At 72.5% G+C, this 23891-nt stretch carries 20 protein-coding genes, 2 tRNA genes and 1 pseudogene; 12 read left to right on the top strand and 11 right to left on the bottom strand.

Annotated elements, in window-relative coordinates:
- Window positions 1–105: 105 nt before the first annotated feature.
- The gene (locus tag HHX40_RS09595; protein ID WP_182876292.1) at window positions 106–1704 is read right to left on the bottom strand and encodes an MDR family MFS transporter; all 1599 of its coding nucleotides are present in this window, start codon (window positions 1702–1704) and stop codon (window positions 106–108) included.
- A gap of 118 nt (window positions 1705–1822) precedes the next feature.
- Here HHX40_RS09595 and HHX40_RS09590 point away from each other — a divergent pair, with 118 nt between their 5' ends.
- The 3 genes from HHX40_RS09590 (at window position 1823) to HHX40_RS09580 (ending at window position 3612) form a co-directional block, all read left to right on the top strand.
- Window positions 1823–2383 carry a TetR/AcrR family transcriptional regulator gene (locus HHX40_RS09590; RefSeq protein ID WP_182880229.1) on the top strand — a complete coding sequence of 187 codons (561 nt, stop codon included), beginning with the start codon at window positions 1823–1825 and terminating at the stop codon, window positions 2381–2383.
- A gap of 26 nt (window positions 2384–2409) precedes the next feature.
- The gene (locus HHX40_RS09585) at window positions 2410–2811 is read left to right on the top strand and encodes a nitroreductase family deazaflavin-dependent oxidoreductase (RefSeq protein ID WP_182880228.1); all 402 of its coding nucleotides are present in this window, start codon (window positions 2410–2412) and stop codon (window positions 2809–2811) included.
- A gap of 135 nt (window positions 2812–2946) precedes the next feature.
- Window positions 2947–3612, top strand: a complete 666-nt coding sequence (locus tag HHX40_RS09580; protein ID WP_208758867.1) for a rhomboid family intramembrane serine protease — start codon at window positions 2947–2949, stop codon at window positions 3610–3612.
- Window positions 3613–3673: 61 nt separating this feature from the next.
- On the opposite strand, the gene HHX40_RS37600 is transcribed toward HHX40_RS09580, so the two are convergent.
- On the bottom strand, window positions 3674–4837 hold the full coding sequence (locus tag HHX40_RS37600; protein WP_182880227.1) for a sensor histidine kinase: 1164 nt from the start codon (window positions 4835–4837) through the stop codon (window positions 3674–3676).
- Window positions 4838–4975: 138 nt separating this feature from the next.
- On the opposite strand from HHX40_RS37600, the gene HHX40_RS09570 reads away from it, so the two are divergent.
- Window positions 4976–7468: a DEAD/DEAH box helicase gene (locus tag HHX40_RS09570; protein WP_182880399.1), complete on the top strand. Its 2493-nt coding sequence runs from the start codon at window positions 4976–4978 to the stop codon at window positions 7466–7468.
- A 161-nt stretch (window positions 7469–7629) separates the two neighbouring features.
- Here HHX40_RS09570 and HHX40_RS09565 read toward each other — a convergent pair whose 3' ends face one another.
- Window positions 7630–7812 carry a hypothetical protein gene (locus tag HHX40_RS09565; protein WP_182880226.1) on the bottom strand — a complete coding sequence of 61 codons (183 nt, stop codon included), beginning with the start codon at window positions 7810–7812 and terminating at the stop codon, window positions 7630–7632.
- Window positions 7813–7985: 173 nt separating this feature from the next.
- Between HHX40_RS09565 and HHX40_RS09560 the strand changes: the two genes are divergently transcribed.
- Window positions 7986–10565 carry a DUF6493 family protein gene (locus tag HHX40_RS09560; RefSeq protein WP_182880225.1) on the top strand — a complete coding sequence of 860 codons (2580 nt, stop codon included), beginning with the start codon at window positions 7986–7988 and terminating at the stop codon, window positions 10563–10565.
- Between the two features lies 1 nt (window position 10566).
- Complete coding sequence (locus HHX40_RS09555; RefSeq protein WP_182880224.1) at window positions 10567–11457, top strand: hypothetical protein; 891 nt, start codon at window positions 10567–10569, stop codon at window positions 11455–11457.
- Window positions 11458–11480: 23 nt separating this feature from the next.
- Here HHX40_RS09555 and dusB read toward each other — a convergent pair whose 3' ends face one another.
- The gene (gene dusB / locus HHX40_RS09550; protein WP_310738009.1) at window positions 11481–12593 is read right to left on the bottom strand and encodes a tRNA dihydrouridine synthase DusB; all 1113 of its coding nucleotides are present in this window, start codon (window positions 12591–12593) and stop codon (window positions 11481–11483) included.
- Between the two features lie 101 nt (window positions 12594–12694).
- On the opposite strand from dusB, the gene HHX40_RS09545 reads away from it, so the two are divergent.
- The 4 genes from HHX40_RS09545 to HHX40_RS09530 all read left to right on the top strand — a co-directional run bounded on the left by HHX40_RS09545 (window position 12695) and on the right by HHX40_RS09530 (window position 14422).
- Window positions 12695–13357 (top strand): ACT domain-containing protein, encoded by a 663-nt coding sequence (locus tag HHX40_RS09545; protein ID WP_111700252.1) that lies wholly within the window; start codon window positions 12695–12697, stop codon window positions 13355–13357.
- Window positions 13358–13411: 54 nt separating this feature from the next.
- Window positions 13412–13483: transfer RNA gene (locus tag HHX40_RS09540), tRNA-Gly, on the top strand.
- Between the two features lie 30 nt (window positions 13484–13513).
- Window positions 13514–13584, top strand: a tRNA-Cys gene (locus tag HHX40_RS09535).
- 136 nt (window positions 13585–13720) lie between these two features.
- Window positions 13721–14422 (top strand): hypothetical protein, encoded by a 702-nt coding sequence (locus HHX40_RS09530; RefSeq protein ID WP_182876287.1) that lies wholly within the window; start codon window positions 13721–13723, stop codon window positions 14420–14422.
- Window positions 14423–14498: 76 nt separating this feature from the next.
- Here HHX40_RS09530 and HHX40_RS09525 read toward each other — a convergent pair whose 3' ends face one another.
- The 5 genes from HHX40_RS09525 to HHX40_RS09505 form a co-directional block, all read right to left on the bottom strand.
- Window positions 14499–15248, bottom strand: coding sequence for a phosphatase PAP2 family protein (locus HHX40_RS09525; protein ID WP_182876286.1), 750 nt, complete (start codon window positions 15246–15248; stop codon window positions 14499–14501).
- Window positions 15232–16002 carry a phosphatase PAP2 family protein gene (locus HHX40_RS09520; RefSeq protein ID WP_182880223.1) on the bottom strand — a complete coding sequence of 257 codons (771 nt, stop codon included), beginning with the start codon at window positions 16000–16002 and terminating at the stop codon, window positions 15232–15234. Before HHX40_RS09520 ends, HHX40_RS09525 begins: the two co-directional genes overlap by 17 nt.
- A complete protein-coding gene (locus HHX40_RS09515; protein WP_182880222.1) occupies window positions 15999–17000 on the bottom strand; it encodes a YihY/virulence factor BrkB family protein in 1002 nt (333 codons plus the stop codon). Before HHX40_RS09515 ends, HHX40_RS09520 begins: the two co-directional genes overlap by 4 nt.
- A 134-nt stretch (window positions 17001–17134) precedes the next feature.
- Window positions 17135–17857, bottom strand: a complete 723-nt coding sequence (locus HHX40_RS09510; protein WP_182880221.1) for a hypothetical protein — start codon at window positions 17855–17857, stop codon at window positions 17135–17137.
- A 188-nt stretch (window positions 17858–18045) separates the two neighbouring features.
- Window positions 18046–18474 (bottom strand): VOC family protein, encoded by a 429-nt coding sequence (locus tag HHX40_RS09505; protein WP_182880220.1) that lies wholly within the window; start codon window positions 18472–18474, stop codon window positions 18046–18048.
- 51 nt (window positions 18475–18525) lie between these two features.
- Between HHX40_RS09505 and HHX40_RS09500 the strand changes: the two genes are divergently transcribed.
- Window positions 18526–18984: a MarR family winged helix-turn-helix transcriptional regulator gene (locus HHX40_RS09500; protein WP_220498885.1), complete on the top strand. Its 459-nt coding sequence runs from the start codon at window positions 18526–18528 to the stop codon at window positions 18982–18984.
- Window positions 18985–19096: 112 nt separating this feature from the next.
- On the opposite strand, the gene pgeF is transcribed toward HHX40_RS09500, so the two are convergent.
- Entirely contained in the window at window positions 19097–19786 is a 690-nt protein-coding gene (pgeF, locus tag HHX40_RS09495; RefSeq protein ID WP_182880396.1) for a peptidoglycan editing factor PgeF, read from the bottom strand.
- Between the two features lie 120 nt (window positions 19787–19906).
- Between pgeF and HHX40_RS09490 the strand changes: the two genes are divergently transcribed.
- Window positions 19907–20974, top strand: a complete 1068-nt coding sequence (locus HHX40_RS09490) for a zinc-dependent alcohol dehydrogenase family protein (RefSeq protein ID WP_182880219.1) — start codon at window positions 19907–19909, stop codon at window positions 20972–20974.
- A 1442-nt stretch (window positions 20975–22416) separates the two neighbouring features.
- On the opposite strand, the pseudogene HHX40_RS38145 reads toward HHX40_RS09490, so the two are convergent.
- A pseudogene (locus tag HHX40_RS38145) lies at window positions 22417–23796 on the bottom strand (hypothetical protein); the annotation flags it as partial.
- Between the last annotated feature and the right edge of the window lie 95 nt (window positions 23797–23891).

The following is a 23891-nucleotide window of genomic DNA, read 5'->3' as shown; positions in this document are numbered from 1 at the left end:
GCCCCGGAACCTGGTACGGCCCCCGCCCGCGCGGGGGCGAGGGCCGTACCGGCCGGATCTCAGCTCGGACTCAAGCTCGGCTCAAGCTCCCAGCTGTCAGCCGGCTCACTCGAAGGCGGCGGTCAGCGGCTCCGCCTTCTCGCCGCCGGGGGCGGCGGCGCTCGGAGCGCCGGTGCGCAGTGGGACGTGCTTGACGAACGCGGCGAGCACCGGGACGAGCACGGCGACCACGGCCGCCCAGAGGAAGACCGACCCGATGGCCGTGGCGAGGGCGTCCAGGAAGAACCCCTTGACCTGCGGGGGAAGCTGCTCGAGGGCCTTGGGGGTGATGCCCGCGCCGCCGCTGCCGACCTGCTTGGCCGCCGCCGGGCCGAGCTTGTCGCTCAGGGTGTCGGTGAGCCGGTTGTTGAAGATCGCGCCGAACATCGCGACGCCGAACGAACCGCCGATGGACCGGAAGAACGTGGAGGCGCTGCTGGCCACGCCGAGGTCCTTCTGCTCGACGCTGTTCTGCGCGATGAGCATCGTCGTCTGCATCAGGAAGCCCATGCCGAGGCCGAAGACGGCGATGAACGCGCCGGTCTGCCAGGACGGCGTGTTGACGTCCTGCAGCGACAGCAGCCACATGCCGACCGCCATGATCGCCCCGCCGATGACCGGATAGATCCGGTACTGCCCGGTCTGGGTGATCGCCTTGCCGACGAACAGCGACACGATCATCGACGTGATCATCATCGGCAGCAGGAGCAGGCCGGAGTTGGTCGCCGTGGAGCCCTGCACGATCTGCTGGAACAGCGGGATGAAGCTGATCGCGCCGAACATCGCGAAGCCCAGCAGGAAGCCGAGCGCCGAGATGAGCGAGAAGTTGCGGTTGGCGAACACGTGCAGCGGCATGATCGGCTCGGCCGCGCGCCGCTCGATCGGGATGAACAGCGCGAGCGAGACCACCGCGAGCCCGGCCAGCGACAGGATCTGCCAGGAGCCCCACGGGTAGCCGTGCGCCTGCCCGCCCCACGAGGTGATCAGCACGATCGCGGTGATGCCGATGGTGAGGACGGTCGCGCCGAGCCAGTCGATGCGGTGCTCGGTGCGGTGCCTGGGCAGGTGCAGCCGGAAGAACAGCCAGACCAGCGCGATACCGCCGAGGGGCAGGTTCACGTAGAACGCCCAGCGCCAGTCGAGGTGGTCGGTGATGAAGCCTCCGACGAGCGGCCCGGCGATCATCGCGAGCGACATGATCGCGGCCATGATGCCCTGGTACTGGCCGCGCTCGCGGGGCGGCACGAGGTCACCGATGATCGCCATGACGTTGACCATGAGGCCCCCGGCCCCGAGGCCCTGCAGCGCGCGGAACGCGATGAGTTCGGCCATGCCGTGCTCGGTGCCCCCGAACAGCGACGAGCCCGCCATGCCGCACAGCGCGGAGCCGACCAGGAACAGCACGATGGACCCGAGGAAGATGTTCTTGCGGCCGTAGAGGTCGCCGAGCTTGCCCCAGATCGGCGTGGACACCGTGGTGCCCAGGACGTACGACGTGGTGACCCAGGTGAAGTACTCCAGGCCGTTCAGTTCGCCGACGATCCTCGGCATCGCGGTACCGACGATCATGTTGTCGAGCATCGCCAGCATGATCGCCAGCATCAGGCCGGGCAGTACGGCCATCACTTCTTTGGACCGCCCCGGCGCGGGCGGAGCCTCGGTCATCGTGGTGCCCCCATGAGTAAAGGTTCGGGATAGGTTACTTACTTGCCGACAGGCTAGTGCGGATTTAAGGTATTGTCCTTACTTGCCGGCCGTCAAGTTAATTAGGGGTCAGCAGGACATGGGCACTCAGACCGACACACGCAGCCGCATCCAGGAGGTCGCGATCGGGCTCTTCACCGAGCAGGGGTACGAGGCGACGTCGCTCCGGGAGATAGCCGAGGCCCTCGGCGTGACCAAGGCGGCACTGTACTACCACTTCCGGACAAAAGAGGACATCGTCGCCAGCTTGGTCGAGGACCGCATCGCCGCGCTGGACGAGCTGATCGCGTGGGCGGCCGGGCGTCCCCCCACGGCGGAGACCCGCCGGGAGCTGATCCTGCGCTACTCCGCGCAGATGACCCGAGGTCGCCACCACGAGGTCATGCAGTTCATGGACCGTAACAAGACGGCGCTGCAGGGGCACGTCAAGGTCGACCTGATGCGCGACCGCATGGGCGCGCTGATGCAGTCCCTGTACGAGCCGGGGGATCCGCTGCCGGTGCGGCTCAAGCGCTCCATGGCGCTGTTCGCGATACACGCCGCGTGGTTCTTGATCCGCGAGGAGTCGACGACCGACGAGCAGCGGACCGGGGCCGGCCTGGAGGTCGCCCTGGAACTGGCGGACGCCTCCGACGGTTGACCCCGGCCCTGTGGGAAGGTGACCCCATGCTCTTCGGACAGGAACACGTCAGGCGTTACGTCGAGACCGCGGGTGAGGAGGGCCACGACTGGGAGGGCACCACCACGGCCATCCTCACCACCAGGGGCCGGAAGTCCGGGCAGCCCCGGAGCACCCCCCTGATCTACCAGCCGTACGGTGACGCCTATCTCGTCGTCGCCTCCAAGGGCGGGGCGGACGAGCACCCGCTGTGGTACCTCAACCTCCAGGCCGATCCCGAGGTCGAGTTCCAGATCAAGGGGGACAGGTTCAGGGCCTGGGCCCGTACGGCGACCGCGGCGGAACGGCCGGACATGTGGCGGACCATGGCCGCCGCCTGGCCCGCGTACGACGAGTACGCCACCAGGACCAGCCGGGAGATCCCGGTCGTCGTGATCGAACGCGCCTGACCCTTTTCGGCGGGGCCGCGTCACGACGCGGCCCCCGCGCCCGGTGACTCGCGCGGCCGTCGGCGGTATGTTTCCCATGATCCCCAGTACCGTGGTGGTCCCCAGTAGCGTGATCCCCAGCACAGGGAGGGTTCCGTGAGCGACGGCCGCACCGCGGAGATCATGGTCGCCGAGGCCCGTAAGGCGTTCTGGGTCATGGTCGGCTTCCTGGCCGTGATCTGGGCCGTGCAGGTGGCCAACTGGGCCTCCGGCTACTCGCTGAGCTACAGCTTCGGCATCCGGCCGTGGGACGTCGAACGGCTGCCCGGCATCGTCTCCGCGCCGCTCCTGCACTGGAGCTGGGCGCACATCGAGGGCAACTCCGGGCCGCTGTTCATCTTCGGGTTCCTCGCGGCCTACCGGGGCGTGCGGCGCTTCCTCGGCGTCACCGGGCTGATCGCCGTCGCCAGCGGGCTCGGCTCCTGGTTCACCGCCGACGCCGCCACCGTCGGCGCGGGCGCGAGCGGCCTGGTCTTCGGCTACTTCGGGTACGTGCTCGTCCGCGGCGCCTTCGACCGGCACCTGATCGACATCGTCATCGGCCTGGTGATGGGCCTGTGCTTCGCCTATCAGTTCACCGGTCTGCTGCCGGCCGAGGGCATCGGCTGGCAGGCACACGTCTTCGGGTTCGTGGGCGGCATCCTCGGCGGCTACCTGTTCCGCGACCGCGGAGCACGGAGCGTGGAGAAGGAGCCCGGCGGCACCCCTCCCGGCGGCTCCCGGCCGGCCCTGCTGAAGGAGATCGAGGACCTGGGCCTCTAGCGCCCCCGAACACCGCGCCGGCCCAGTGGGTGGGCCCAGTAGGTGGGCCCGGTGTGCCGGTTCAGTTCGCCGGGCGCTCCGGCGAGCGGTAGGGGATGCTGGCGTTGAGGGCGAATCCGCCTTCGGCGGTGGGCCCGTACGTGAGCCGCCCGCCCTGCTGGGCCACCCGCTCGCTCAGGCCGGTCAGCCCGTAGCCCGACCCCTCGTGGGCGGGCACCCGGGCCGGCGCCGCCCGGTTCCCGCCGCCGGCGGCGACGGCCCCTCCGCTGTTGACCACCGACACGTTGAGCGTGTCGCCGCGCGCCTCGCAGACCACCTGTACGTCGGTCCCGGGGGCGTGCTTGCGCACGTTGTTCAGCCCTTCCTGGACCACCCGGTAGCAGGTGTGCCCGGCCTGCCGGGACAACGCCTCCTCCGGGACCTCGTAGTGCAGCGCGACGCGCAGACCGGTGACCCGGCCCTCCTCGACCAGGCGCGGGATCCCCTCCACGCTCTCCGCCGAGGGCGGCAGGTCGCTGCTGCGCAGCGCCGTGAGCAGCTCGCGCAGCTCGGTCAGCGCCCGCACACCCTTGTCCTCGATGCTCCCGGCCAGCTTGCGGATCTCCCCGGGGTCGTCGGCGTCCTGGATGAGGCCCGCGTTGAGCACCATCACGGTGACGGCGTGCGTGACCGTGTCGTGCAGCTCCCACGCGATGCGGCGGCGCTCCAGCGCCGCCGCCTGCTCCTCGCCCGCCCGAGCGCTCTCCCGCAGCTCCCGGATCATCGCGCGGTAGCGCGACACCCAGTGGCCCGCCAGCGCGGGCAGGCAGACCAGCGCCACCGCCCAGACGACCGCCAGGAGAGGCGCGTGATCGCGGTAGGGGTTGACGCGGTCGACCACGACGTACACCCCGGCCAGCGCGGCGACCGCCCCGAGCCGGTGGCGTCCCCGGCGCTCGGCCGTCAGCGCGTACGCGGCGAGCGTCAGCGGCACGAGCTGGCCCGCGAACAGCGCGCACGCGGACGTGCCCGTGACCAGGGGCCACGGCGTGCGGCGCCGCGTCAGCACGGCCGCCGCCGCGGCCGACGTCACGGCCAGCCGTACGGCCTCCGGCACCGGCATCAGGGAGAAGGAACGGCCGGTGAGGATCGCGGGAACGGCGAAGGCGAGCACGGCGAGCGCGAGCAGCACGTCGCCGAGCGCGTCCCGGCGCCGCGCGACGAGCCCGGCCAAATTCTCCCCCACGCGGCCAGTTTGTGGGGTTGACCTGCGGATTCTGGCTGCGCCACGCCCCTTTGACGTAGTTGTGCCGCAGCTTGCCGTACCACGTGCCGGTCGAAACAGTCACGCGGCTTGGGCAGGATAAGAAGCGTGACCGAAAGCATGAGCCTCCTCCGCCGCCTGCCCTCCGGCTCCGACCCCGACGCGTTGTTCGACGCGTTCGCGTCGTGGAACGCGGAGCGGGGGCTCACGCTGTACCCCGCTCAGGAGGAGGCCCTCATCGAGGTCGTCTCCGGCAACAACGTGATCGTCTCGACCCCGACGGGCTCGGGCAAGAGCCTGATCGCCGCCGGAGCGCACTTCGCGGCGCTCGCCCGGGACGAGATCAGCTTCTACACCGCGCCGATCAAGGCGCTGGTGTCGGAGAAGTTCTTCGACCTGTGCGCGTTGTTCGGCACCGAGAACGTCGGGATGATGACCGGCGACGCCACGGTGAACGCCGACGCGCCGGTCATCTGCTGCACCGCCGAGATCCTCGCCCAGATCGCGCTGCGCGACGGCGCGGACGCCGACGTCGGCACGGTGATCATGGACGAGTTCCACTTCTACGCGGAACCCGACCGCGGCTGGGCGTGGCAGGTGCCGCTGCTGGAGCTGCCGCAGGCGCAGTTCGTGCTGATGTCGGCCACCCTGGGCGACGTCGAGCGCTTCAAGACCGACCTCACGCGCCGCACCGGGCGCGACACCGCCGTCGTGAAGCACGCCGAGCGGCCGGTGCCGCTCATCTACTCCTACCGGGTCACCCCGCTGCACGAGACGCTGGAGGAGCTGCTGTCCACCCAGCAGGCCCCCGTGTACGTCGTCCACTTCACCCAGGCGGCGGCGATGGAGCGCGCCCAGGCGCTCATGAGCATCAACATGTGCAGCAAGGCGGAGAAGGAACAGATCGCCGCCCTGATCGGGAACTTCCGGTTCACCACCCGCTTCGGCCGGGCCCTGTCCCGGCTCGTACGGCACGGCATCGGCGTGCACCACGCCGGGATGCTGCCGAAGTACCGCCGCCTGGTGGAGCGCCTCGCGCAGGCGGGGCTGCTGAAGGTCATCTGCGGCACCGACACCCTCGGCGTGGGGGTGAACGTCCCGATCCGGACCGTGCTGTTCACCGCGCTGTCGAAGTTCGACGGCACGAAGGTGCGGCGGCTGCGGGCGCGGGAGTTCCACCAGATCGCCGGGCGGGCCGGGCGGGCGGGCTTCGACACGGTCGGCTACGTCGTCTGCCAGGCCCCCGACTACGTGATCGAGAACGAGCGGGCGCTGGCGAAGATCGGCGACGATCCCAAGCGGCGCCGCGGCTACGCCCGCAAGAAGCCGCCGGAGGGGTTCGTCGGCTGGAGCGAGGACACGTTCGAGAAGCTCCAGACGGCCGAGCCCGAACCGCTGACCTCCCGCTTCAAGGTCAGCAACGCCATGCTGCTGTCGATCATCAACCGTCCCGGCGACTGCTTCCAGGCGATGAAGCGGCTGCTGACCGACAACCACGAGGACCGCAAGGCCCAGCGCCGCCACATCAGCCACGCCATCGCGATCTACCGTTCGCTGCTGGCCGGCGGCATCGTCGAGAAGCTCGCCGAGCCCGACGAGCACGGCCGCATGGCCCGGCTCACCGTGGACCTGCAGGAGGACTTCGCGCTCAACCAGGCGCTGGCCACGTTCGCGCTGGCGAGCTTCGAACTGCTCGACCGCGCCTCCCCCACGTACGCACTGGACCTGGTCTCCATCGTCGAGTCGACGCTGGACGACCCCCGGCAGATCCTGCACGCCCAGCTCAACAAGGCCAGGGCCGAGGCGGTCGCGCAGATGAAGGCCGACGGCATCGAGTACGAGGAGCGGATGGAGCGCCTCGCGGAGATCACCCACCCGATGCCGCTGGCCGACCTGCTCTTCGGCGCGTACGAGACCTACCGGCGCGGGCACCCCTGGGTCGGCGACCACGTCGTGAGCCCCAAGACGATCGTGCGCGACATGTACGAAAGGGCGATGACCTTCACCGATTACATCCAGTTCTACGAGCTGGCCCGCTCGGAGGGCACGGTGCTGCGCTACCTGGCCGACGCGTACCGCACGCTGTCGAAGACCGTGCCCGAGCACCTGAAGACCGACGACCTCGTGGACCTCATCGAATGGCTGGGCGAACTGGTGCGCCAGGTCGACTCCAGCCTCATCGACGAGTGGGAGAAACTGGCCAACCCGGCCGAGGCCCTGGCCGCCGGGCACGAGCAGCTGGAGACCAGGACCCGCCCGGTCACCGCCAACCCGCGCGCCTTCCGGGTGCTGGTGCGCAACGCGATGTTCCGCCTGGTGGAGCTGGCCGCGCTCGACCGCGAGGAGGAGCTGACCGAGCTCTATCCGGACGTCGACTGGGGCGCGGCCCTCGACGCCTACTACGAGGAGCACGACGAGGTCCTCACCGGCCCGGACGCCCGCGGCCCGGCCCTCCTGCTCATCGAGGAGGAGAAGGAGCTGTGGCGGGTGCGCCAGATCGTCGACGACCCGGCCGGCAACCACGACTGGGGCATCTCCGCGGAGGTCGACCTCGCCGCCTCCGACGAGGAGGGCCACGCCGTCCTCCACGTCACCGGCCTCACCCGCCTCTGACCCCCGCCCGCCTCCGACCCTCGCCACGCCCGTCACTCAGGAAGACTTGCCTGCTCACACTCAGTGAGGCATACTTTTCATTGCCGCGCCCCCGGTGGGCGTCGGAAGTGAGGCCGGGCCTCCCGATGGAATCGGGCGTCCGGCCTTCGCGCTTTCCACCCTCAGTCGAGGTCGATGACGCTGACCTTCTCGTGCAGAAGATCGAGGCCTGCCGCGTGCCCGTCCAGCCACCATGTCGTGGCACCGACGACCGCATCGGCCGCCCAGAGGAGCGGTTCCTGGTACGAGGACCGCCACCCGATCATGATGTTCTTCGACAGCACACCGGACCTGCGGATGGCCATGACAAGCAGAAGATCGAAGTGGTCCGCGGGAGTCAGCGGGAGGTCTCCGGGCGGATCGGAGGACGTAGGCGGGCGGGCGTGCACAACAGCATCTTCGCGCCGACCTCACCGGTGACGGCCGGCGGAGGACTGGACCAGGGATTTGTCGGTACGGCTGTCTAGTGTCCCCAGGCATGGATGATCACTGGGGCGAGATCAGGAAGCTGATCGAGGCGAGGCGCGCCGAACGGCTGGCCGAGAGGGTCAGGACGCTGGGCGACGAGGGTCGCAGGGAGGTCGCGGCCAGGCTGCCGGGGCTGCTGAAGGAACTGCGCGGCGTCGACCGGTGGGACGACGGCCTGTCCGGCTACCGGGTCGGCCTGCGTGTGGCCGGCGCCGGCTGCCTGGGCGGTGCGGCGGCCGTGACGTCCTGGTTGTACCGGCGCGACCTCGCGCCCCGGTGGGGCGGCGCCGACAACGACGTCGACCTCGTCCTGGCGGTGCTCGCCGACCGGCCCGCCGCCTGGCGCGCCGATCTGGCCGAGCGGCTGGTGCTCCGCCTGCGCTCCGCCGACGACCGCGGCGTGGAGCTCGCGCTGGCCCTGCTCCGCGAGACCGGGATCGAACCGCCCCCGCACGATCCGCTGGTGGCCGGATGGGTGGACCGGGGCCCGGCGCGCCTGGGCGAGGACCCGCTGCTCGATCACCTGCTGCCGCGCCTGTTCGAGGCCGAGGGCGTCGGCCGGACGCTGCAGTGGGACAGGGAACCGGGGAAGGGCTGGCTGGGCGCGCTGCCGAATCTGGCCGAGGCCGGCCGGGTGAAGCGCGAGGCGCTCATCGACGGCTGCGTACGCCGCTTCCTCCGCGGTGGCACGCCCGCCGACCTGCGGTTCTTCGTCCGCCTGCACGAGGCGCTCGCCCCCTCGCCCGCCGAGGCCTCCTGCCACGTCCGCGACTACCTCCATCTGCTGCCCGCGGCGCCCGGACCGGTCGCCGAACTGGCCGTGAAGCGCCTGCGGTCCTGTGCCGAGCTGCCCGCCGACGACCTCGCCGAAGCGTGGGACTGCCTGCTGTTCCGCCCCGAACGCACTCTGGTGCGCGCCGGGCTGTCGTGGCTCGCCCGTTCCGTGAAGCGCACTCCGGCGCTGGCCGAGGTGATCGCCGCGCCGCTGGCCCGCGCGTTCGCCGCCGACTCGGCGGAGCTGCAGGAGACGGCCGCCGGGCTGGCCATGACGTACGCGGACGACATGCCCGAGGAGGGCCGGGCCACCCTCCGTGAGGCGATCGGCTTCCTCCCGCCCGCGCTCGGCAGGCGGGCCGCCGCGGCGTTCGCGGGCGGCGCGGTGGCCGAGGCCGAGGCCGTGTTCACGCTGCCGTCGCCGCCTCCCGCGCCCGAACGCGCCCGTGCCGTCGAGCCCCCGATCCGGTCGGCCGAGGAGCTCAGCCAGACGATCACGGAGTGGACGGACTCCTGGCAGTCGTGGGAGCGGCTGCTCGCCGGGTTCGTCGTGCTCGCCGGCCGCGACCGGCCGGGACTCGTGGCCGCGACGCGCGACCGGCTGACCGACGAGCACGCCTGGACCTACGCGCAGGAGACCTGGCCCCGGGCCGAGCAGTGGCTCAGGGGCGCCGCCACCGCCCTGAACGGAGACGCCCGGACTCGGCACGCCTGGCGGCGCTTCCTGCCCGGCAGGGGCCTGGCCGGCCCGGACCTGCTCCTGCTGCATCGCGGGGCGGAGATCCTGCGGGCCGTCGAGGAGGACACCCTGCCGCCGGTGCTGCTGGCCACGCCCACGCACGACACCGGCCACGTGGCGGCGGCCGAGCTGGTCCGGCGGCTGGAGGTGATCGAAGCGGCCGGCGCCAAGCCGCTCGCCGCCGACCTCCAGCAGGCGCTGCTGCGCCTTCCGCGCACCCCCGACCCCGAGGCGGCCGAGCGCGCGGCCCGGCTGACGTCGGCGGCGGGCGAGATCGTCGTCGGGTGGACCTGCCCGGAGGCGCACGTCACGATGGAGTGGACCTGCGCATGGGGCCACCAGGGCCCCCACGACTGGCGCGACCGGAGTCACACCCACCATGTCCGCCTGGTCCCCGCGGCCGTCGCCGCGCCCACCGGCCTGCCGCTGATCGACCTGGTGCTGAGCGTGCCCGGCCACTGGGCCGAGCCCGAGCACGTCCACTGGTGGCCCTCGACGCTGCCCTCACACCGCGAGGTCGCCGCCGCGTACCTCGCGCCGCACCTGCTGCAGCACTACTGGCACGGGCCCGTCGTCCGCGCGCAGGCCCGCCACCTCGCCCGGGCCGAAGGACCCGCGGGGCCGGCGTTCTCCGCGGTCCTCGCCCGTGCCCTGGGCGACCGGAACACGGGGGAGCCGGTCGACGTGCTGCTGGAGGTCGCCGCGCGGGACGAACTGCCCGCGGCTGAGATCGGCCGCCAGGCCGGGCTGCTGCTGGTCAGCGGCGAGGTCAGGATGATCGACATGGTCGCCGCGCTCGACGAGGCGGCCAGGCGGGGCGGGCACGATCAGGTGTGGCGGATCGCCGCCGCGGCGCTGCCCGCGCTGCTGCCCGCGCCGGGCGAGCGCCCGCGGGGTGGCCTGACCGGGTTCGTCACACTCGCGAGGATGGCGGCCGAGTGGTGCGGCGCCCGCGGCGAGATCCCCGAGGTGCGCGACGTGGCCGCGCGCAAGGGGAACAGCGGCCTGCTCCGGGAGGTCCGCCGGCTCCACGACCGGCTCACCGAGGGCACCGACGGCACCGGCCAGGAGGGATGACATGAAGACCGGCAACTGGTCCACCCGTCACGACGAGGGCCACGCCATGCGCATGGCGATCGGCGACCTCGCCCGTGCCGCCGCCGCTCCGGAGTGGACACGGCTCGTCGCACGACATGCCGAGGTCGGCTCGCACGCCGTGACCACCCTGCTCCGCGACGGCCGGGAGATCCCCGCCGAGGGCATGCGGGAGCCGTTCCGGCGGCTGCGCGAGCTGTCCTATCAAGCCGACACCGGCACCTGGTTCACCTGCGAGCTGGCGTTCGAGCCCGGCAGCAGGCGATACACCTGCCGGGCCGGCTCCTCGGAGCCGCCGTTCGCGGACGTGCCCGCGGCGGCGGCGCTGGCGGAGCTGACCACGTTCTCCCGCGAGACTCCGCCCGGCTGGCTGCTCGCCGCGCTGCCGACCGCCCCGCCCCTCCCTCTCCCCTTCGGCCACGGCGAACGGTACGAGGGTTGGAGCCGCCACGACTTCGGTGACCGCCGCCCGCGGCGGCCGCTGCCGATCAGCGGAGAGGTGACCTACGTGCCGGACACGACCATGACCGCCCGTGCCATGGCCTACGACCGGGAGCGCGGCAGTCAGCTGGTCTATCTCGCGGAGCGGGACGGCGATCCGGAATCCGGGTTCCTCATGGTGACGAGTTCCCGGGACACCTGGTACGTCGGCCGCGAGGGCGTGCGCGGGACCGGCGAGGGCGTGCGGGCCGTCACGCTGGACGGCTCCACGCTCCGGCTGGAGCTGACCCCGGAGGCCGCCGACCTGCTGGAGACCGAGCAGGTGTTCGAGATCCGTCTCGACCTGCCGCCGGAGTCGGCCGCCGAGTTGCGCGCCGTCCTCCCCCGCATGCTGCGGCCCGTCGCCGGGGCACCGGACCTGTCCGGCTTCTGAACCACTCGCTCCCGCCCGGCGGCTCAGCCGCCGGAGGTGGGGTCCTCCGCGCCGGCGCCGGGGATCGTCATGTCGTCGGGGTCGTCGAGCCAGTTGTGCGGCAGCGACACCTTGGACCTCTCGCCGCTCTTGCCGCGCGGGCCGTCGGCCTCGTCCGGCCAGGGCTGGACGGAGTCGAGCTCGGCGACCCGCTCGGCCATCTCGGACAGGCCGGCGACCGAGGTGAGGGCGCGCCGGGTCTCGGCGCCGACGACGAAGCCCTTGAGATACCAGCCGACGTGCTTGCGGAAGTCGGCCAGGCCGTGCCGCTCGCTGCCGATGACCTCGCACAACAACTCGGCGTGGCGCAGCATCATCGCGCCGACCTCGCCCAGGGCGGGCCGGGTCCGCTCGGACGACCCCTCGAAGGCCAGGTCGAGGTCGCGGAAGAGCCAGGGCCGGCCCAGGCAGCCCCGGCCGATCACCACGCCGTCGCAGCCGGTCTCGGCGACCATCCGCAACGCGTCGTCGGCGCTCCAGATGTCGCCGTTGCCGAGCACCGGAATCTCCGGCACCTCGTCCTTCAGCCGCTTGATCGCGTCCCAGTGCGCGGTGCCGCCGTAGTGCTGGCGGGCCGTGCGGGCGTGCAGGGCGACGGCGGCGAGGCCCTCCTCCACCGCGATCCGGCCCGCCTCCACGTACGTCAGGTGGTCCTCGTCGATGCCCATCCGCATCTTCATGGTCACCGGCAGCGGCCCGGCTCCGGCCACCGCCTCCCGCAGGATGGCGCGCAGCAGGTTCCGCTTGTACGGCAGCGCGGAGCCGCCGCCCCTGCGGGTGACCTTGGGCACCGGGCAGCCGAAGTTCAGGTCGATGTGATCGGCCAGATCCTCCTCGGCGATCATGCGCGCGGCCTTGCCGATGATCGCGGGATCGACGCCGTAGAGCTGGATGCTGCGGGGCGACTCGTGCGGGCCGAACCGGATCATCTGGAACGTCAGCGGCACCCGCTCGACCAGCGCCCGCGAGGTGATCATCTCGGACACGAACAGGCCGCCGCCCTGCTCCCGGCACAGGGTGCGGAAACCGATGTTCGTGATGCCCGCCATGGGTGCGAGCACCACGGGAGGCCAGACCTCGAGTGCGCCGATTCTCACCCATACATTCTCCCCGCCGCCGGCCGTGGGCCGTACAAGATCGTGGACGGGGGGCTTTTGTCCCGGTTAATCTGACCTGGACCAATCGTGGGGAGGTCGTCATGCTGCTGCGCCTGAGAATCGCCCTGCCGGACCGGCCGGGCTCGCTCGGCCAGGTGACCGGGGCCCTCGGAACCGCGGGCGCCGACATCACCCAGGTGACCGTTCTCGATCGGGGCGACGGGCGCGCTCTCGACGACTTCACCGTCTACTGGCCGGACGCCGCGCCCCGGGACGACCTCGTACGCGCCCTCGACGACGTCGAGGGGGTCCGGATCGAGGGGGTCTGGAGCACGCGGGAGGCCCCCGGCACCTACCCGGAGCTGGAGATCCTCAAGTTCCTCAGCACCGCGGGCGACCGCGCGCTGGCCACGCTGATCGACTCCATGCCGGTCCTGTTCAGCGCCGACTGGGCCGCCGCGGCGACGGAGGGGGACCCGCGCGTCACCGTCTACTCGAGCTGGCGGGCGCCGGAGGAGGTGCCCTTCCCCGAGGAGACGCCGTCGCGGCCGGCGGCCTCGACGCTGCCGTCCGGCCTGCACGTGGTCGTCGCGCCGCTGCCTCCGCTGGCGCTCACGCTGATGCTCGCCAGGGCCGAGGGACCGGCCTTCCACCGCAACGAGGTGCACCGGTTCACCCGGATCCTGGAGATCTTCCTGACCCTCCCCGCGATCGAGCGCGGAGCCGACCGCGCGTTCCGCAGACCGGCGGCACGGCCGTTCTGAGTACGCACACGCGCGGAAAACCCGGTACAGTAGCGACGTCGCCGCAAGGCGGACGCGGAAGTGGCTCAGTGGTAGAGCATCACCTTGCCAAGGTGAGGGTCGCGGGTTCGAATCCCGTCTTCCGCTCCGAGGGGCCGCACATCCGGGCCTCACTCTGGTGGAGTGGCCGAGAGGCGAGGCAACGGCCTGCAAAGCCGTCTACACGGGTTCAAATCCCGTCTCCACCTCTGGTTCCGACCCGACCCACCCGGACTCTGATCCTATCCAGACAGTCCGGGCCGGGTTCTTCTCAATGCACGGCGCCGGGCGCACACTGAAAGAGACACGACAGGCGATTTCGGTGGAGTAGCCGTGCACGGTGACATGCCCGAAGCGATGCCCCTGCTGTCTCGTGGCAAGCATCGCAATCCCAGCAAGGGCGCCTGCTTCATGGAGTTCGCGTCCTACCTCGCCGGTGAACGGTGGAGCGACCACCCGTCGTGCACGCATCCGCTGCTCGCCGGGCTCGCCCGCCTCGTCAACGACCACACCTCGGACGCCGCCCGGCCGCGGCTGGCCGGGCTGATCCCGTCCGTCATCGGCCTGACGGGCGACGATCCGCGCCTCGACGCGCGGATCGCCCTGTGCGCCGCCACGGCCGCGCTGCCCGTCGTCGCGCACGAGCGCCAGCTCGCGATGGCCGTCTCGATCTTCTCGGCCGAGCACGTGCTCGCCGAGGTGGAGGGCCGGTCGCCCCGCGACCTGGACCCGCGCAGCAGGGAGGCCCTGGCGCAGGTGCCGGAGGCCGCCCGCTGGGCCCGCGACTTCGGGCGCGGGGTCCGCGTCTCGCCCAAGGGCTTCCGCAGGTACGCCGCGCCGAACACGGTGCAGCTCGCGGTCCGGGGCATCGCGCAGGCGTGCGTGCCCGACCCCGACACGCTGCTGCGCGACCTGCTGGCCGGCGCGGTCGAGGACTGCTGGGCACTGCTGCGCGGCGGCGCCGAGCCGGCCGGGCCGGTCACCGTGCCGGCGGTCGACCCGGGTCGATGGGCGGACGCCTGCCGCCTCACCGGCCTGTCCGCCTGACCGGCAGGGCCGTCCGCCTGACCGGCCCGTCCTGCCGACCGGCCCCGCTGACCGGCCCCGCCGACCGGCCCTGCGCTCAGGCCGGGGCGGGGTCGTTCGCGGTCCGCTTCGACGACGACCGCCGCGACGCCATGACCGGCCGGATCAGGAGGGCCTGGGCGAGCACGAACACGCAGAAGATCCCGAGCACCCAGCCCCAGCTCACGTCGGTCAGGTGGTGCATGCCCCGATAGAGCCGGGACAGGCCGACCGTCAGGGCGGCCCCCGCGCCGAGCAGCCACCACAGCGCCTTGAGGATCGTGTGCCGGTGCGTGTGCAGGGTCAGCACGAGGGCGACCCCGCAGTAGAACGCCACCGCCGCGCTGGTGTGGCCGGACGGATAGCTGGACGTCGGCGGCGCGGGATCGAGGTGCTGCACGTGCGGGCGGGCCCGCTGCGCGAACACGGTGGCGAGCAGGAAGATCGCCGACTGCGCGCAGACGGCCGCCACCAGGAAGGCCGCCTCCCGCCAGCGCCCGTAGGCGAGCCGGAAGAGGACGACCATGATCCCCGTGATCACGATGATCACCGGGGTGTCGGACAGCATCGAGCCGTAATGGGTGACCGTGTTCCAGAACGGCGTGCGCTCCTGGGCGATCTCACGGCTGATTGCCTCGTCCTGGGCGATGAGCGACGAGTGCTCCAGGACCCGGGTGAGCAGCAGGCCCAGCCCTAAGGTGACCAGGGCCATGAGCGCGAGCGGAAGCAGGATGCGCCGCGCCACCTCGGCCACCGTCGAGGACGACGGCGTATGAGCGGCGGGGCGGCGTTCACGAACGGTGACCAACTCGTCCTCCTTGGGGGGCTACTTCCCTCTTCGTCTCCGGCCCGACGCCTTCCCGCAGCGGCTGGGCGGGGCGGCGTCCGACCTCTCTTCGCCAGGTCTCGAAAGCGGCGCAGGTCGCCGCGACCACGGCCACACCGACCACCAGCCCGGCCACGACGTCGCTGAACCAGTGGACGCCGAGCGCGATCCGGCTGAAACCGACCAGCAGCGGGATCAGCACCGCGAGCGTCCACGCGATCCCGCGACCGCGTTCCCGTACGAGCGGCAGGACGAGCAGCAGCAGGATCCCGGCCCCGAGCGTGGCGTTGACCGTGTGCCCCGAGGGGAACGACGCGCCGGGGGCGATGGCGACGGGGTCGGGCAGATGCGGCCTGGCCCGCGCGACCACGATCTTCAGCGCGAGGCCGAGCAGCCCGCCGACCGTGATCGTGGTGCCCGCCCACAGGGCCAGGTGGTAGGCGCGGCGCCAGACCAGCCACGCGACCGCGGCGCCCACGGCGATCCGCCAGGTCCACGGCTGGAAGACGTCGCTGACCAGCCGCATGAACTGGGCGAAAGCCGGGTTCGTGTACGCGTACGCGTGCAGGTTGTGCGCCGCGCCCTCGTCGATGCGGGTGAGCGGGCCGAAGGAGGTCTTCACGAAGACGAGCAGCACCGTGAACGGCACGCCGATCAGCGTCAGTGCCGCGACGGCCACCGTGAGCCGCAGGCCCAGCCTGCTCTGGGGGTCGAACCGCCTGCGCAACCAGTTCATCGGCCGCTCCCCACCGGCTGCCGCTCACGCGCCTGGACCGGGGCGGCGGTGCCGGGGTCGGGTGCGGCCGGCTCGCCGCAGCCCGCCCGGCAGGCCTCCAGCTGTGCGCTGAAGGCGAGGCCGAGGAAGAGGGCCATCGAGCTCAGGAACGACCAGAGCAGCAGTGCCATGACCGCGGTGAGCGGGCCGTACGTCGCGCCGAAGGTGCCGCTGCTCGCGGTGTAGAGGGCCAGCAGCCAGGCGAAGAGGGTCCACAGCAGCACCGCGACGGTCGCGCCGACCGCCAGCCAGGTGTGGCCGGGCTGCTTGCGCCGGGGCGAGGAGCCGAAGAGAACCGAGATCGACAGGACGGCCAGCAGGAAGCCGATCGGCCAGCGCAGCCAGCCCCACAGGCGCTGCGTCGTGTCGCTCCAGTGGTACACCTGGGCCGCCGCGTCGCCGACGGCCCCGCCGCCGACCAGGATGACGAACCCGACGCTCATGAAGACACCGGCCGTGACCGCCATCAGCAGCGCCCGGCCGTACTTGGCCTTGAAGGGCCGGTCGCGCTCCATGCCGTAGATGCGGTTCGCCCCGCGCTCGAACTGGCCCATGGCCGTGGTCAACGCCACCAACGCGGTCAGCAGACCGAACCACAGGGCGAGCTTCCCCCCGACGCCCGAGGCGTGGTGGCTCTGGTCGAGCGTCTCCCGGATCACCTGCGAGCCGGCGCCGGGGGTCAGCCTCCGCAGGGTGAGCTCAAGCAATCGTCCAAGCTGTTCCTGGTGGACCACCGAGCTCAGCCCCACGATCGCGATGGCGCCGGGGATGATCGCAAGGCAGACCTGGAACGCCAGCGCGCGGGCGCTGCTCGTGCCGTCGCCGTACCTGAACCGCACGAACGAGTCACGGATCAGGTGCCAGCCGCCATACCGCCGTATCGTGACGTAGGCGTCGTCGGCCGACAACTCCTCGCCGCTCATGCTCCGGGTCTCCGGTACCGGGGTCGCGGTTCCCATGTGAGTCCTCACGTCGTCAGGGGGTGGGGACCACCGGGGGCCGGGTCGCGGGCCGGCCTCCGGCGGTCCCCGCAGGCCCACCGACTACCCCGATCACGGCGCTCGGAACATCATCCGCCGCGGCGGGCGTACCGTCACAGAACGGCGCAGCCCACCCTGACGGCGACCCGGGGCGACCAGCGCCCGGAGATCACGTCCTGCGCCTGGGCGTACGCGTTGGCCGGCCGGCCGGCCGCGGCGCAGTCGAACACACCGGTCTTCTTGCCGAAGCTGCCGCCGGCGTAGCCGCTGTGGGCGCTCGCGTTCACCGTGCCGCTCCAGTAGAGCCTGCCGGTGTTGTACCGGATGTAGAGGCGCACCTGGCCGAGGTTGTAGTGGTCGCCGTTGATCTTCAGGCGCGGGATGTCGTCGACGGAGGTGCTGGTGGAGGTGCCGTCGCCGTTGTCCACCGGCGGCACGGTGTAGCGGCTGATCCAGAGCCGCGCCGACACCTTGCGGTCGGCGGCCCTGCTGTTGTCGGCGGCGGCCTGCGACCGGACGGCCGGGGTGACACAGACGTCGTCGCCGCTGAAGGCCCCGCGCCAGACGTAGCCGGTCGTGCAGGTGTGCGGGCCGAACGCGCCGGAGGTCCAGCGGGAGGCCTTCGCGGCGTTGTCGGCCCGGGTCTGCGTCCGGGTCGCCGACGTGACGCAGACGACGTCGCCGGTGCGGGCCTCGCGCCAGACGTAGCCCTGGAGGCAGGTGTCCGGGCCGAAGTCGCCGGTCGCGGCGGCCGGGCCGGCCATGAGCGTGACGGGGGCGGTGACGGCCAGACCGGCGATCGTGGCGGCGGCCAGACCGAGCAGGGTGCGCTTCATGACGATCTCCTGAGATATCCGGGTGCGGGTGCTGTTCGGATCTCCCGGTCCGGCCGTCGCCGCCGGGAGGGTGCAACTCAGTGATAGGCGGGCCCGCCTGCACGTCTCTTGACACCCGCTTGCCGCAAGCGGCCGCAAGCCACCGCAAGTGGCCCGCAAGCGCCCCCGGGAGCGCGCCCCTGAAGCGCTCAGTAGGACTGGATCTCCAGCAGGTTGCCGTCGGGGTCGCGGAGGTGGGCGGTGCGGCAGGTCGGCCCCCACTCGGGCCTGGCGACCGGCGGCGCCACGACCCGGCCTCCGGCGGCGGCCGCGACGGCGGCGGCCCTGTCGACGTCGTCCACCGTGAGGACCAGCATCGTCCCGTCGCGCCCGCCGCCGCTCTCGCCGTCGCTCTCGCCGTCGGAAGCGGACCCGAGCGCGATGCCGGTGACCCGCGCCAGCATCTCCCGGTCGAGCAGGGCCAGCACCGCCTCCCCGTCCCGGTCCCAGTTGGCGTACGGCCCCGCCTCGTCGCCCTTGACGAGGCTCGCGCCCGCCACCGCGGTGAGCAGTCCGTCGTAGAAGCGGAAGCACTCGGCGAACCGGGAGGCGAGCACACGGGGGTAGAGAGCGTCCACGGCGAATCCCTTGGTGAGTACCAACTATTGGAGGTGCTCTATCCTGCTCTCGTGAGCGAGGTGCCGCAACTTCCCCCCTCCCTGCTCGGGATCACCGCGTTCCTGCTGTCGAAGGTGGGCGTCGCCGGGCGCCGCCGCATGGGCGACCGGCTGCGCGGGCACGGCATCGGCCTGTGGGACCTGGCCGTGCTGGCGGCGCTCCGCGACTTCGGCCCCGCGTCGCAGCGCGAACTCGGCGCCCGGCTGGGCATCGACCCCAGCGACCTCGTCGCGGTCATGGACACGCTCGTCCCGCTCGGCCTCGTGGAGCGTGACCGCGACCCGGAGGACCGGCGGCGCTACCGGGTCGCGGTCAGCCGCGCGGGCCGGGCCACGCTGGAGGCGGCCCTGCGCGACGCCGGGGCCGTGCGCGACGACCTGCTGGCCGCGCTGGACGAGGAGGAGCGCGCGGCCCTGCACGCGCTGCTCCGCAAGGCGTACGGCGGCCTGGACCCGCGGGCCCGGAACTGACCGGGCATGGGACTAACTGGGCACGGGATTGACCGGGCTCAGAACCGACCGGGCCCAGGACCGACCAGGCCCAGGACCGACCAGGCCCAGGACCGACCGGCCCGGACGGCCGTCAGGAGCCGGTGAGCCAGACGTATCCGGCGAAGCGGCCGGTGACCCGCTCCCGGCGGTAGGAGTAGAGATCGGCCGTCTCGATCGTGCATCGGGCGTCGTGCCGCACGTCGGCCACCCCCGCGCGGGTGAGCTGGGCCGCGATCCCGGCCCGGATGTCGAGCGCGGGCGTCCCCCGCCGGGTCCGCGACCAGGTCTCGGGCACCCGGGCGGCCACCCGCTCGCGCAGGTCCTCCGGCACCTCGTAGCACAGCCCGCAGGCCGAGGGCCCGATCACCGCGATCATCCGCGCCGGCTCGGCCCCGCCGGCCGCCATCGCCTCGACCAGGGCGGGCACCACCCCCGCCTCGGTGCCCGGCCGTCCCGAGTGCGCGCCGCCCACCAGGCCGGCCACCGGGTCGGCCAGGAGCACGGGCGCGCAGTCGGCGACCAGCACCGCCAGCCCGAGCCCGGGCCGGTCGGTGAAGATCCCGTCCAGGGCGGGCGGGTCCGCCCCGAACGGCGCGCCCGCGTAGGCGACGTCCGTCCCGTGGACCTGGCGCATGAACACCACCTGGTCCAGCCCGAACCCGGCGGCGGTCTTCGCGCGGTTCTCGGCGACCGCCGCCGGGTCGTCCCCCACCGCCCCGCCGAGGTTGCGCGTGCCGTACGGCCCGGTGCTCACGCCGCCGTGCCGGTCGGTGAAGGCCATCTTGACCCGGTCGATCGCAATCACGGCTTCAGCGTACGGCCGGCGCCCGCTCCGGGGGGACGCGCCGGTAGGGATCTTGGAACGTGGCAGTACGTTTGCGGCCGACGGAAGGAGCGGGGATTGCGCGCGGTTGTGTACGAGGAGTTCGGCGGGCGGCCCGAGGTGCGCCGGGTGGCGGACCCGGTCGCGCCGCCGCACGGCGTGGTGATCAGGGTCGAGGCGACCGGGATGTGCCGCAGCGACTGGCACGGGTGGATGGGACACGACGCGGACATCACCGTGCTGCCGCACGTGCCGGGCCACGAGCTGGCAGGCGTGGTGGAGGCGGCGGGCCCGGAGGTGACCGGCTGGCGGCCGGGCGACCGGGTGATGGTGCCGTTCATCTGCGCCTGCGGGAGCTGCCGCGAGTGCCTGAGCGGGAACCAGCAGGTGTGCGAGCGCCAGACCCAGCCCGGTTTCACCCACTGGGGGTCGTTCGCCGAACTGGTGGCGATCGACCACGCCGACGTGAACCTCGTCCCGTTGCCCGCGGGCATGTCCTTCGCCACCGCGGCGAGCCTGGGCTGCCGCTTCGCCACCGCGTTCCGGGCGGTCGTGGAGCAGGGCGGGGTGCGGGCCGACCAGTGGCTCGCCGTGCACGGCTGCGGCGGGGTCGGGCTCTCCGCCGTGATGATCGGCGCCGCCGTGGGGGCGCGCGTCGTCGCCGTGGACGTCTCGCCGGCCGCGCTCGACCTGGCCCGGCGGTTCGGCGCGGCCGAGTGCGTCCAGCTCCGCGGCGGCTCCACTCCGGAGGAGTCGGCGGCCCTGGTCAAGGCGGCGACCGGCGGCGGGGCCGAGGTCTCCGTCGACGCCCTGGGCGACGCCGCGACGTGCGCCGCGTCGATCGCGGGCCTGCGCCGGAGGGGCCGCCACGTGCAGGTGGGCCTGCTGCCCGGGGAGACCGCGCTGCCGATGGGCCGGGTGATCGCGCACGAGCTGGAGATCGTGGGCAGCCACGGCATGGCCGCCCACGCCTATCCCCCGATGCTGGAGCTGATCGCGGAGGGCGTGCTCCGGCCCGACCTGCTCGTGACCCGGACGATCGGCCTGGAGGACGCCCCGGAGGTGCTGACCCGGCCCGGGACGTCCGCCGGTGTGACGGTGATCCTCCCCCAGCCCGCCAGGGCGACCCATTGTCCTGAGTCGTAGATTGCCTGTCTATCTGGGTGCATGGCTCGATGTGCGGGGCGCCCGACGGCCCAATGTCGCCGGGCGGTGGGGCTCGGGGTGGTCGGGCACAGCGGGAACCGCGGCGTGTCCGGCAGGTAGCGATCCCAGTCCAGTTCCACCGGGCCGGCGCAGATGTCGTCGATCACGCGGGGCACGTCGGGGTCCAGCCGCCACAGCGCGCCTTTCTGGATGCTGGTGAGGAGCAGTTCGCCGGTCTCGGGAAGGAACCGGGGGTTGGTGAGGTCCAGGCCTTCGAGGCGGAGGGACATGACTTCCGCTCCCGAGGCGAGATTCCACATACGGATCGAGGCGTCGTCCACCACGGCGGCCATCCGGCCCTGTGGGTCGAAGGCGACCCTGGCGGGAAACTTCACGCCGCCGGCTTCGACCACCGTACGCGGGGAGCTCGGGCCGGTGGCCTTCAGCAGGGTCAGGTTCCCCGACGTTTTGCCGAGCACGGCCACCGTGCCGGCGGGACCGGCGATCGGGTACACCACGTCCGGAGTGCGCATCAGGGTCGCGATCCGCACACCGTCGAGGCTCCACAGCTCGGCGGCGTATGCCCCGCTGACGCGTCGGGTCAGCACCACCGCCGAAGCGTCTGGGGCCACCGACGCGTCCTCCACGTCGCCGGCCGAGAGCCGGCGGACCGCTCCGCCGGCGACCTGCCACACCAAGGCCCTACGGTCCGTTCCCACGGCCATCACCAGGCTGCCGTCCCGGGTGATGCCTCTCACCACCGGGAGGCCGGCGGGAATGGCGATCTCCCGGGGATGGTCCGGGTCCGAGACGTCCCACAGGACAGACGTGGAGGCCGTCCCGTTCCAGGTGATCACGTGGCTCCCGTCGGCGCTGGTGGCGTAGTAGAAGGAGCCGCCAGGCAGCACACCCGCGGGCCGCCAGCCGGTGCTGTCCCGACGCCAGAGCCGATAGCCGGGGGGCGCCGCGGACCCGTCGGCCCGTGTGGTGACGGCGATCCGGCCCGGCGAGTCGATGTAACCCTCACCGAGGATGCTCGCCCCCGTTGCGGCATCGGCGAGGATCAGCGCTGCACGGGTCTCGGGCGTCGGGCTGATCCGGTAGGCGGCCAGGGCGAGCGCCGCCGCATCGCGTGGCCTGGTGAGCAGGAGGGTACGGGCGGCATCCGCGGCGCGCAGGCCTATGGCGTCGTTCCTCTGGCGGTCGGCTTCGCGTTTCGCCGTAACGCCCAGGCCGACGGCTCCCGCCAGCAGGACGACCAGCGCGGAAAGGGCCGCGATGAGCATCCTCAGCCGGCGTCGCCGCCGGCGGAGCTCGGTCGCGCGGAGCCCCTGCGCCGTCAGACCGGCGTCGAGGAAGTCGTGTTCGATCGGGTTGAGCCGGTCGCGCAGGCGGTGGATCAGGGCCAGGTGCTCCCCGCGCCACAGCAGGTCGGGGTCGCGTCCATGCCCCTGCCAGGCCGCTGCCGCCTCGATGACCCGGTGGTGCGACCGGAGAATGTCCCGGTCCTCGGCGATCCAGGCGGCCAGCCGCGGCCACGCGCGCAGCAACGCCTCGTGGACCAGTTCGGCGCCGTGGTCGTCGAGGCTGACCAGCCGAGCCGCGGCGAACCGCTCGAGCGGGCCGCGCGGTTCCGCCAGCTCGTCACGCCGGATCCTCCGTTTGGTGTCCTCGGTGCCGTCGCCGGGAGTGACCAGGCGCAGGAACATCAGCCGGGCGGCGTCCCGTTCCTCGCCCGCGAGCTGCTGGAAGGTCTGCTCGGCGGTGCGTGCCAGGGCGTGCTCCACGCCACCGACGTCCTCGTACCCGGCCAGGGTCAGTGTCATCCCGCGGCGACGCCGCCACGTCTCGGCGAGCGCGTGCGACACCAGCGGCAACGCCGACGGCTGCCCGGTGACATCGGACATCAGCCGGGCGAGCAGGGCGCCCTCCACGGAGGCACCCGCTCGCGCCGCCGGCTCGGTGACGGCGCGGCGCAGGTCGTCGGCCGACATCGGGCCGACCAGCAGCTGAGCGCGATAGAGGGCGGCGACCAGCTCGGGGTGGCGGCTGCAGTGGCCGTAGAAGTCGGCGCGCACGCCCAGCACCACCCTGCTGCGCGGAGAGGCCGCGGCCGTCAGCGCCCGCACCAACCACGGCCGGTCGTCGTCGGCGCAGAGAGTGAACACCTCCTCGAACTGGTCGACGATGAGGAGCAGCTCGCCCGGCACCTCGGACAGCCGGCGGCGCAGGGCGTGCGGGTCGGCGGCGAGTTGCTCGCGCAGGGGGGCTAGCGGCTCGTCAACGAGCCCGGCCACGACCGTCGCCACCTCCGTCACGGGGTCGTGTCCGGGGGTGAGGACCAGGGCGGTGCGCTTGGACTTGGCGACCAGCCCGGCGCGCAGCAGCGACGACTTGCCGGCGCCGGACGCGCCGAAGACGCCGACGAACGGCCGCTCGTCGACCAGGCGCACCAGGGCCTCGGTCAGCGCCTCCCGGCCGAAGAACCGGTCGGCGTCCTCGACTTGGTAGGCCGCCAGCCCGACGTACGGCGACGGCGCCTGCTCGTCCACCTTGGCGTCGGACGCCGCCAGGTCCCGCCACCGGTCCCGCCACGCGTCGACGTCGCCGTCGCAGGCCGCGACGAAGGCCAGCGTCACCGCGAGGCTGGGCAGCCTCCGCCCGGCCACGGCCTCCGACAGCGCGGCCGCCGAATAGCGGGCCCGCCTGCCCAGCTCGCGATACGGCGGCTGCCCGGCCTGCTGCCGTAATCGCCGCAGGTCGCCGGCGAACCGGAGCAACGGCGTGTCCTCGGCGCCCAGCGGGCGTTCCTGACGTGGCATCGCCACCCTTTCCCACCCCGATATCGCCCCCGGGCATTCTTCACCGCGGCGGCGAGACCTCGAAACTCACCTTCCGTGAATACGCGAGCACCAGA

Source organism: Microbispora sp. H10949 (assembly GCF_014161435.1).
Lineage (GTDB): Bacteria > Actinomycetota > Actinomycetes > Streptosporangiales > Streptosporangiaceae > Microbispora > Microbispora triticiradicis.
The sequence above is the reverse complement of the archived record's forward strand: the minus strand, read 5'-3'. Positions and strand labels throughout refer to the sequence as shown.

Excerpts from the sequence above, each read along its gene's own strand:
- HHX40_RS09545 (WP_111700252.1), top strand. The coding sequence starts at position 12,695 with ATGCTGCTGCGCCTGAGAATCGCCCTGCCGGACCGGCCGGGCTCGCTC.
- pgeF (WP_182880396.1), bottom strand. The coding sequence starts at position 19,786 with ATGGCCTTCACCGACCGGCACGGCGGCGTGAGCACCGGGCCGTACGGC.
- HHX40_RS09510 (WP_182880221.1), bottom strand. The coding sequence starts at position 17,857 with ATGAAGCGCACCCTGCTCGGTCTGGCCGCCGCCACGATCGCCGGTCTG.
- HHX40_RS09570 (WP_182880399.1), top strand. The coding sequence starts at position 4,976 with ATGAGCCTCCTCCGCCGCCTGCCCTCCGGCTCCGACCCCGACGCGTTG.
- HHX40_RS09560 (WP_182880225.1), top strand. The coding sequence starts at position 7,986 with ATGGATGATCACTGGGGCGAGATCAGGAAGCTGATCGAGGCGAGGCGC.
- HHX40_RS09515 (WP_182880222.1), bottom strand. The coding sequence starts at position 17,000 with ATGGGAACCGCGACCCCGGTACCGGAGACCCGGAGCATGAGCGGCGAG.
- HHX40_RS09595 (WP_182876292.1), bottom strand. The coding sequence starts at position 1,704 with ATGACCGAGGCTCCGCCCGCGCCGGGGCGGTCCAAAGAAGTGATGGCC.
- HHX40_RS09565 (WP_182880226.1), bottom strand. The coding sequence starts at position 7,812 with ATGGCCATCCGCAGGTCCGGTGTGCTGTCGAAGAACATCATGATCGGG.
- HHX40_RS09530 (WP_182876287.1), top strand. The coding sequence starts at position 13,721 with ATGCCCGAAGCGATGCCCCTGCTGTCTCGTGGCAAGCATCGCAATCCC.
- HHX40_RS09520 (WP_182880223.1), bottom strand. The coding sequence starts at position 16,002 with ATGAACTGGTTGCGCAGGCGGTTCGACCCCCAGAGCAGGCTGGGCCTG.
- HHX40_RS09585 (WP_182880228.1), top strand. The coding sequence starts at position 2,410 with ATGCTCTTCGGACAGGAACACGTCAGGCGTTACGTCGAGACCGCGGGT.
- HHX40_RS09590 (WP_182880229.1), top strand. The coding sequence starts at position 1,823 with ATGGGCACTCAGACCGACACACGCAGCCGCATCCAGGAGGTCGCGATC.
- HHX40_RS09555 (WP_182880224.1), top strand. The coding sequence starts at position 10,567 with ATGAAGACCGGCAACTGGTCCACCCGTCACGACGAGGGCCACGCCATG.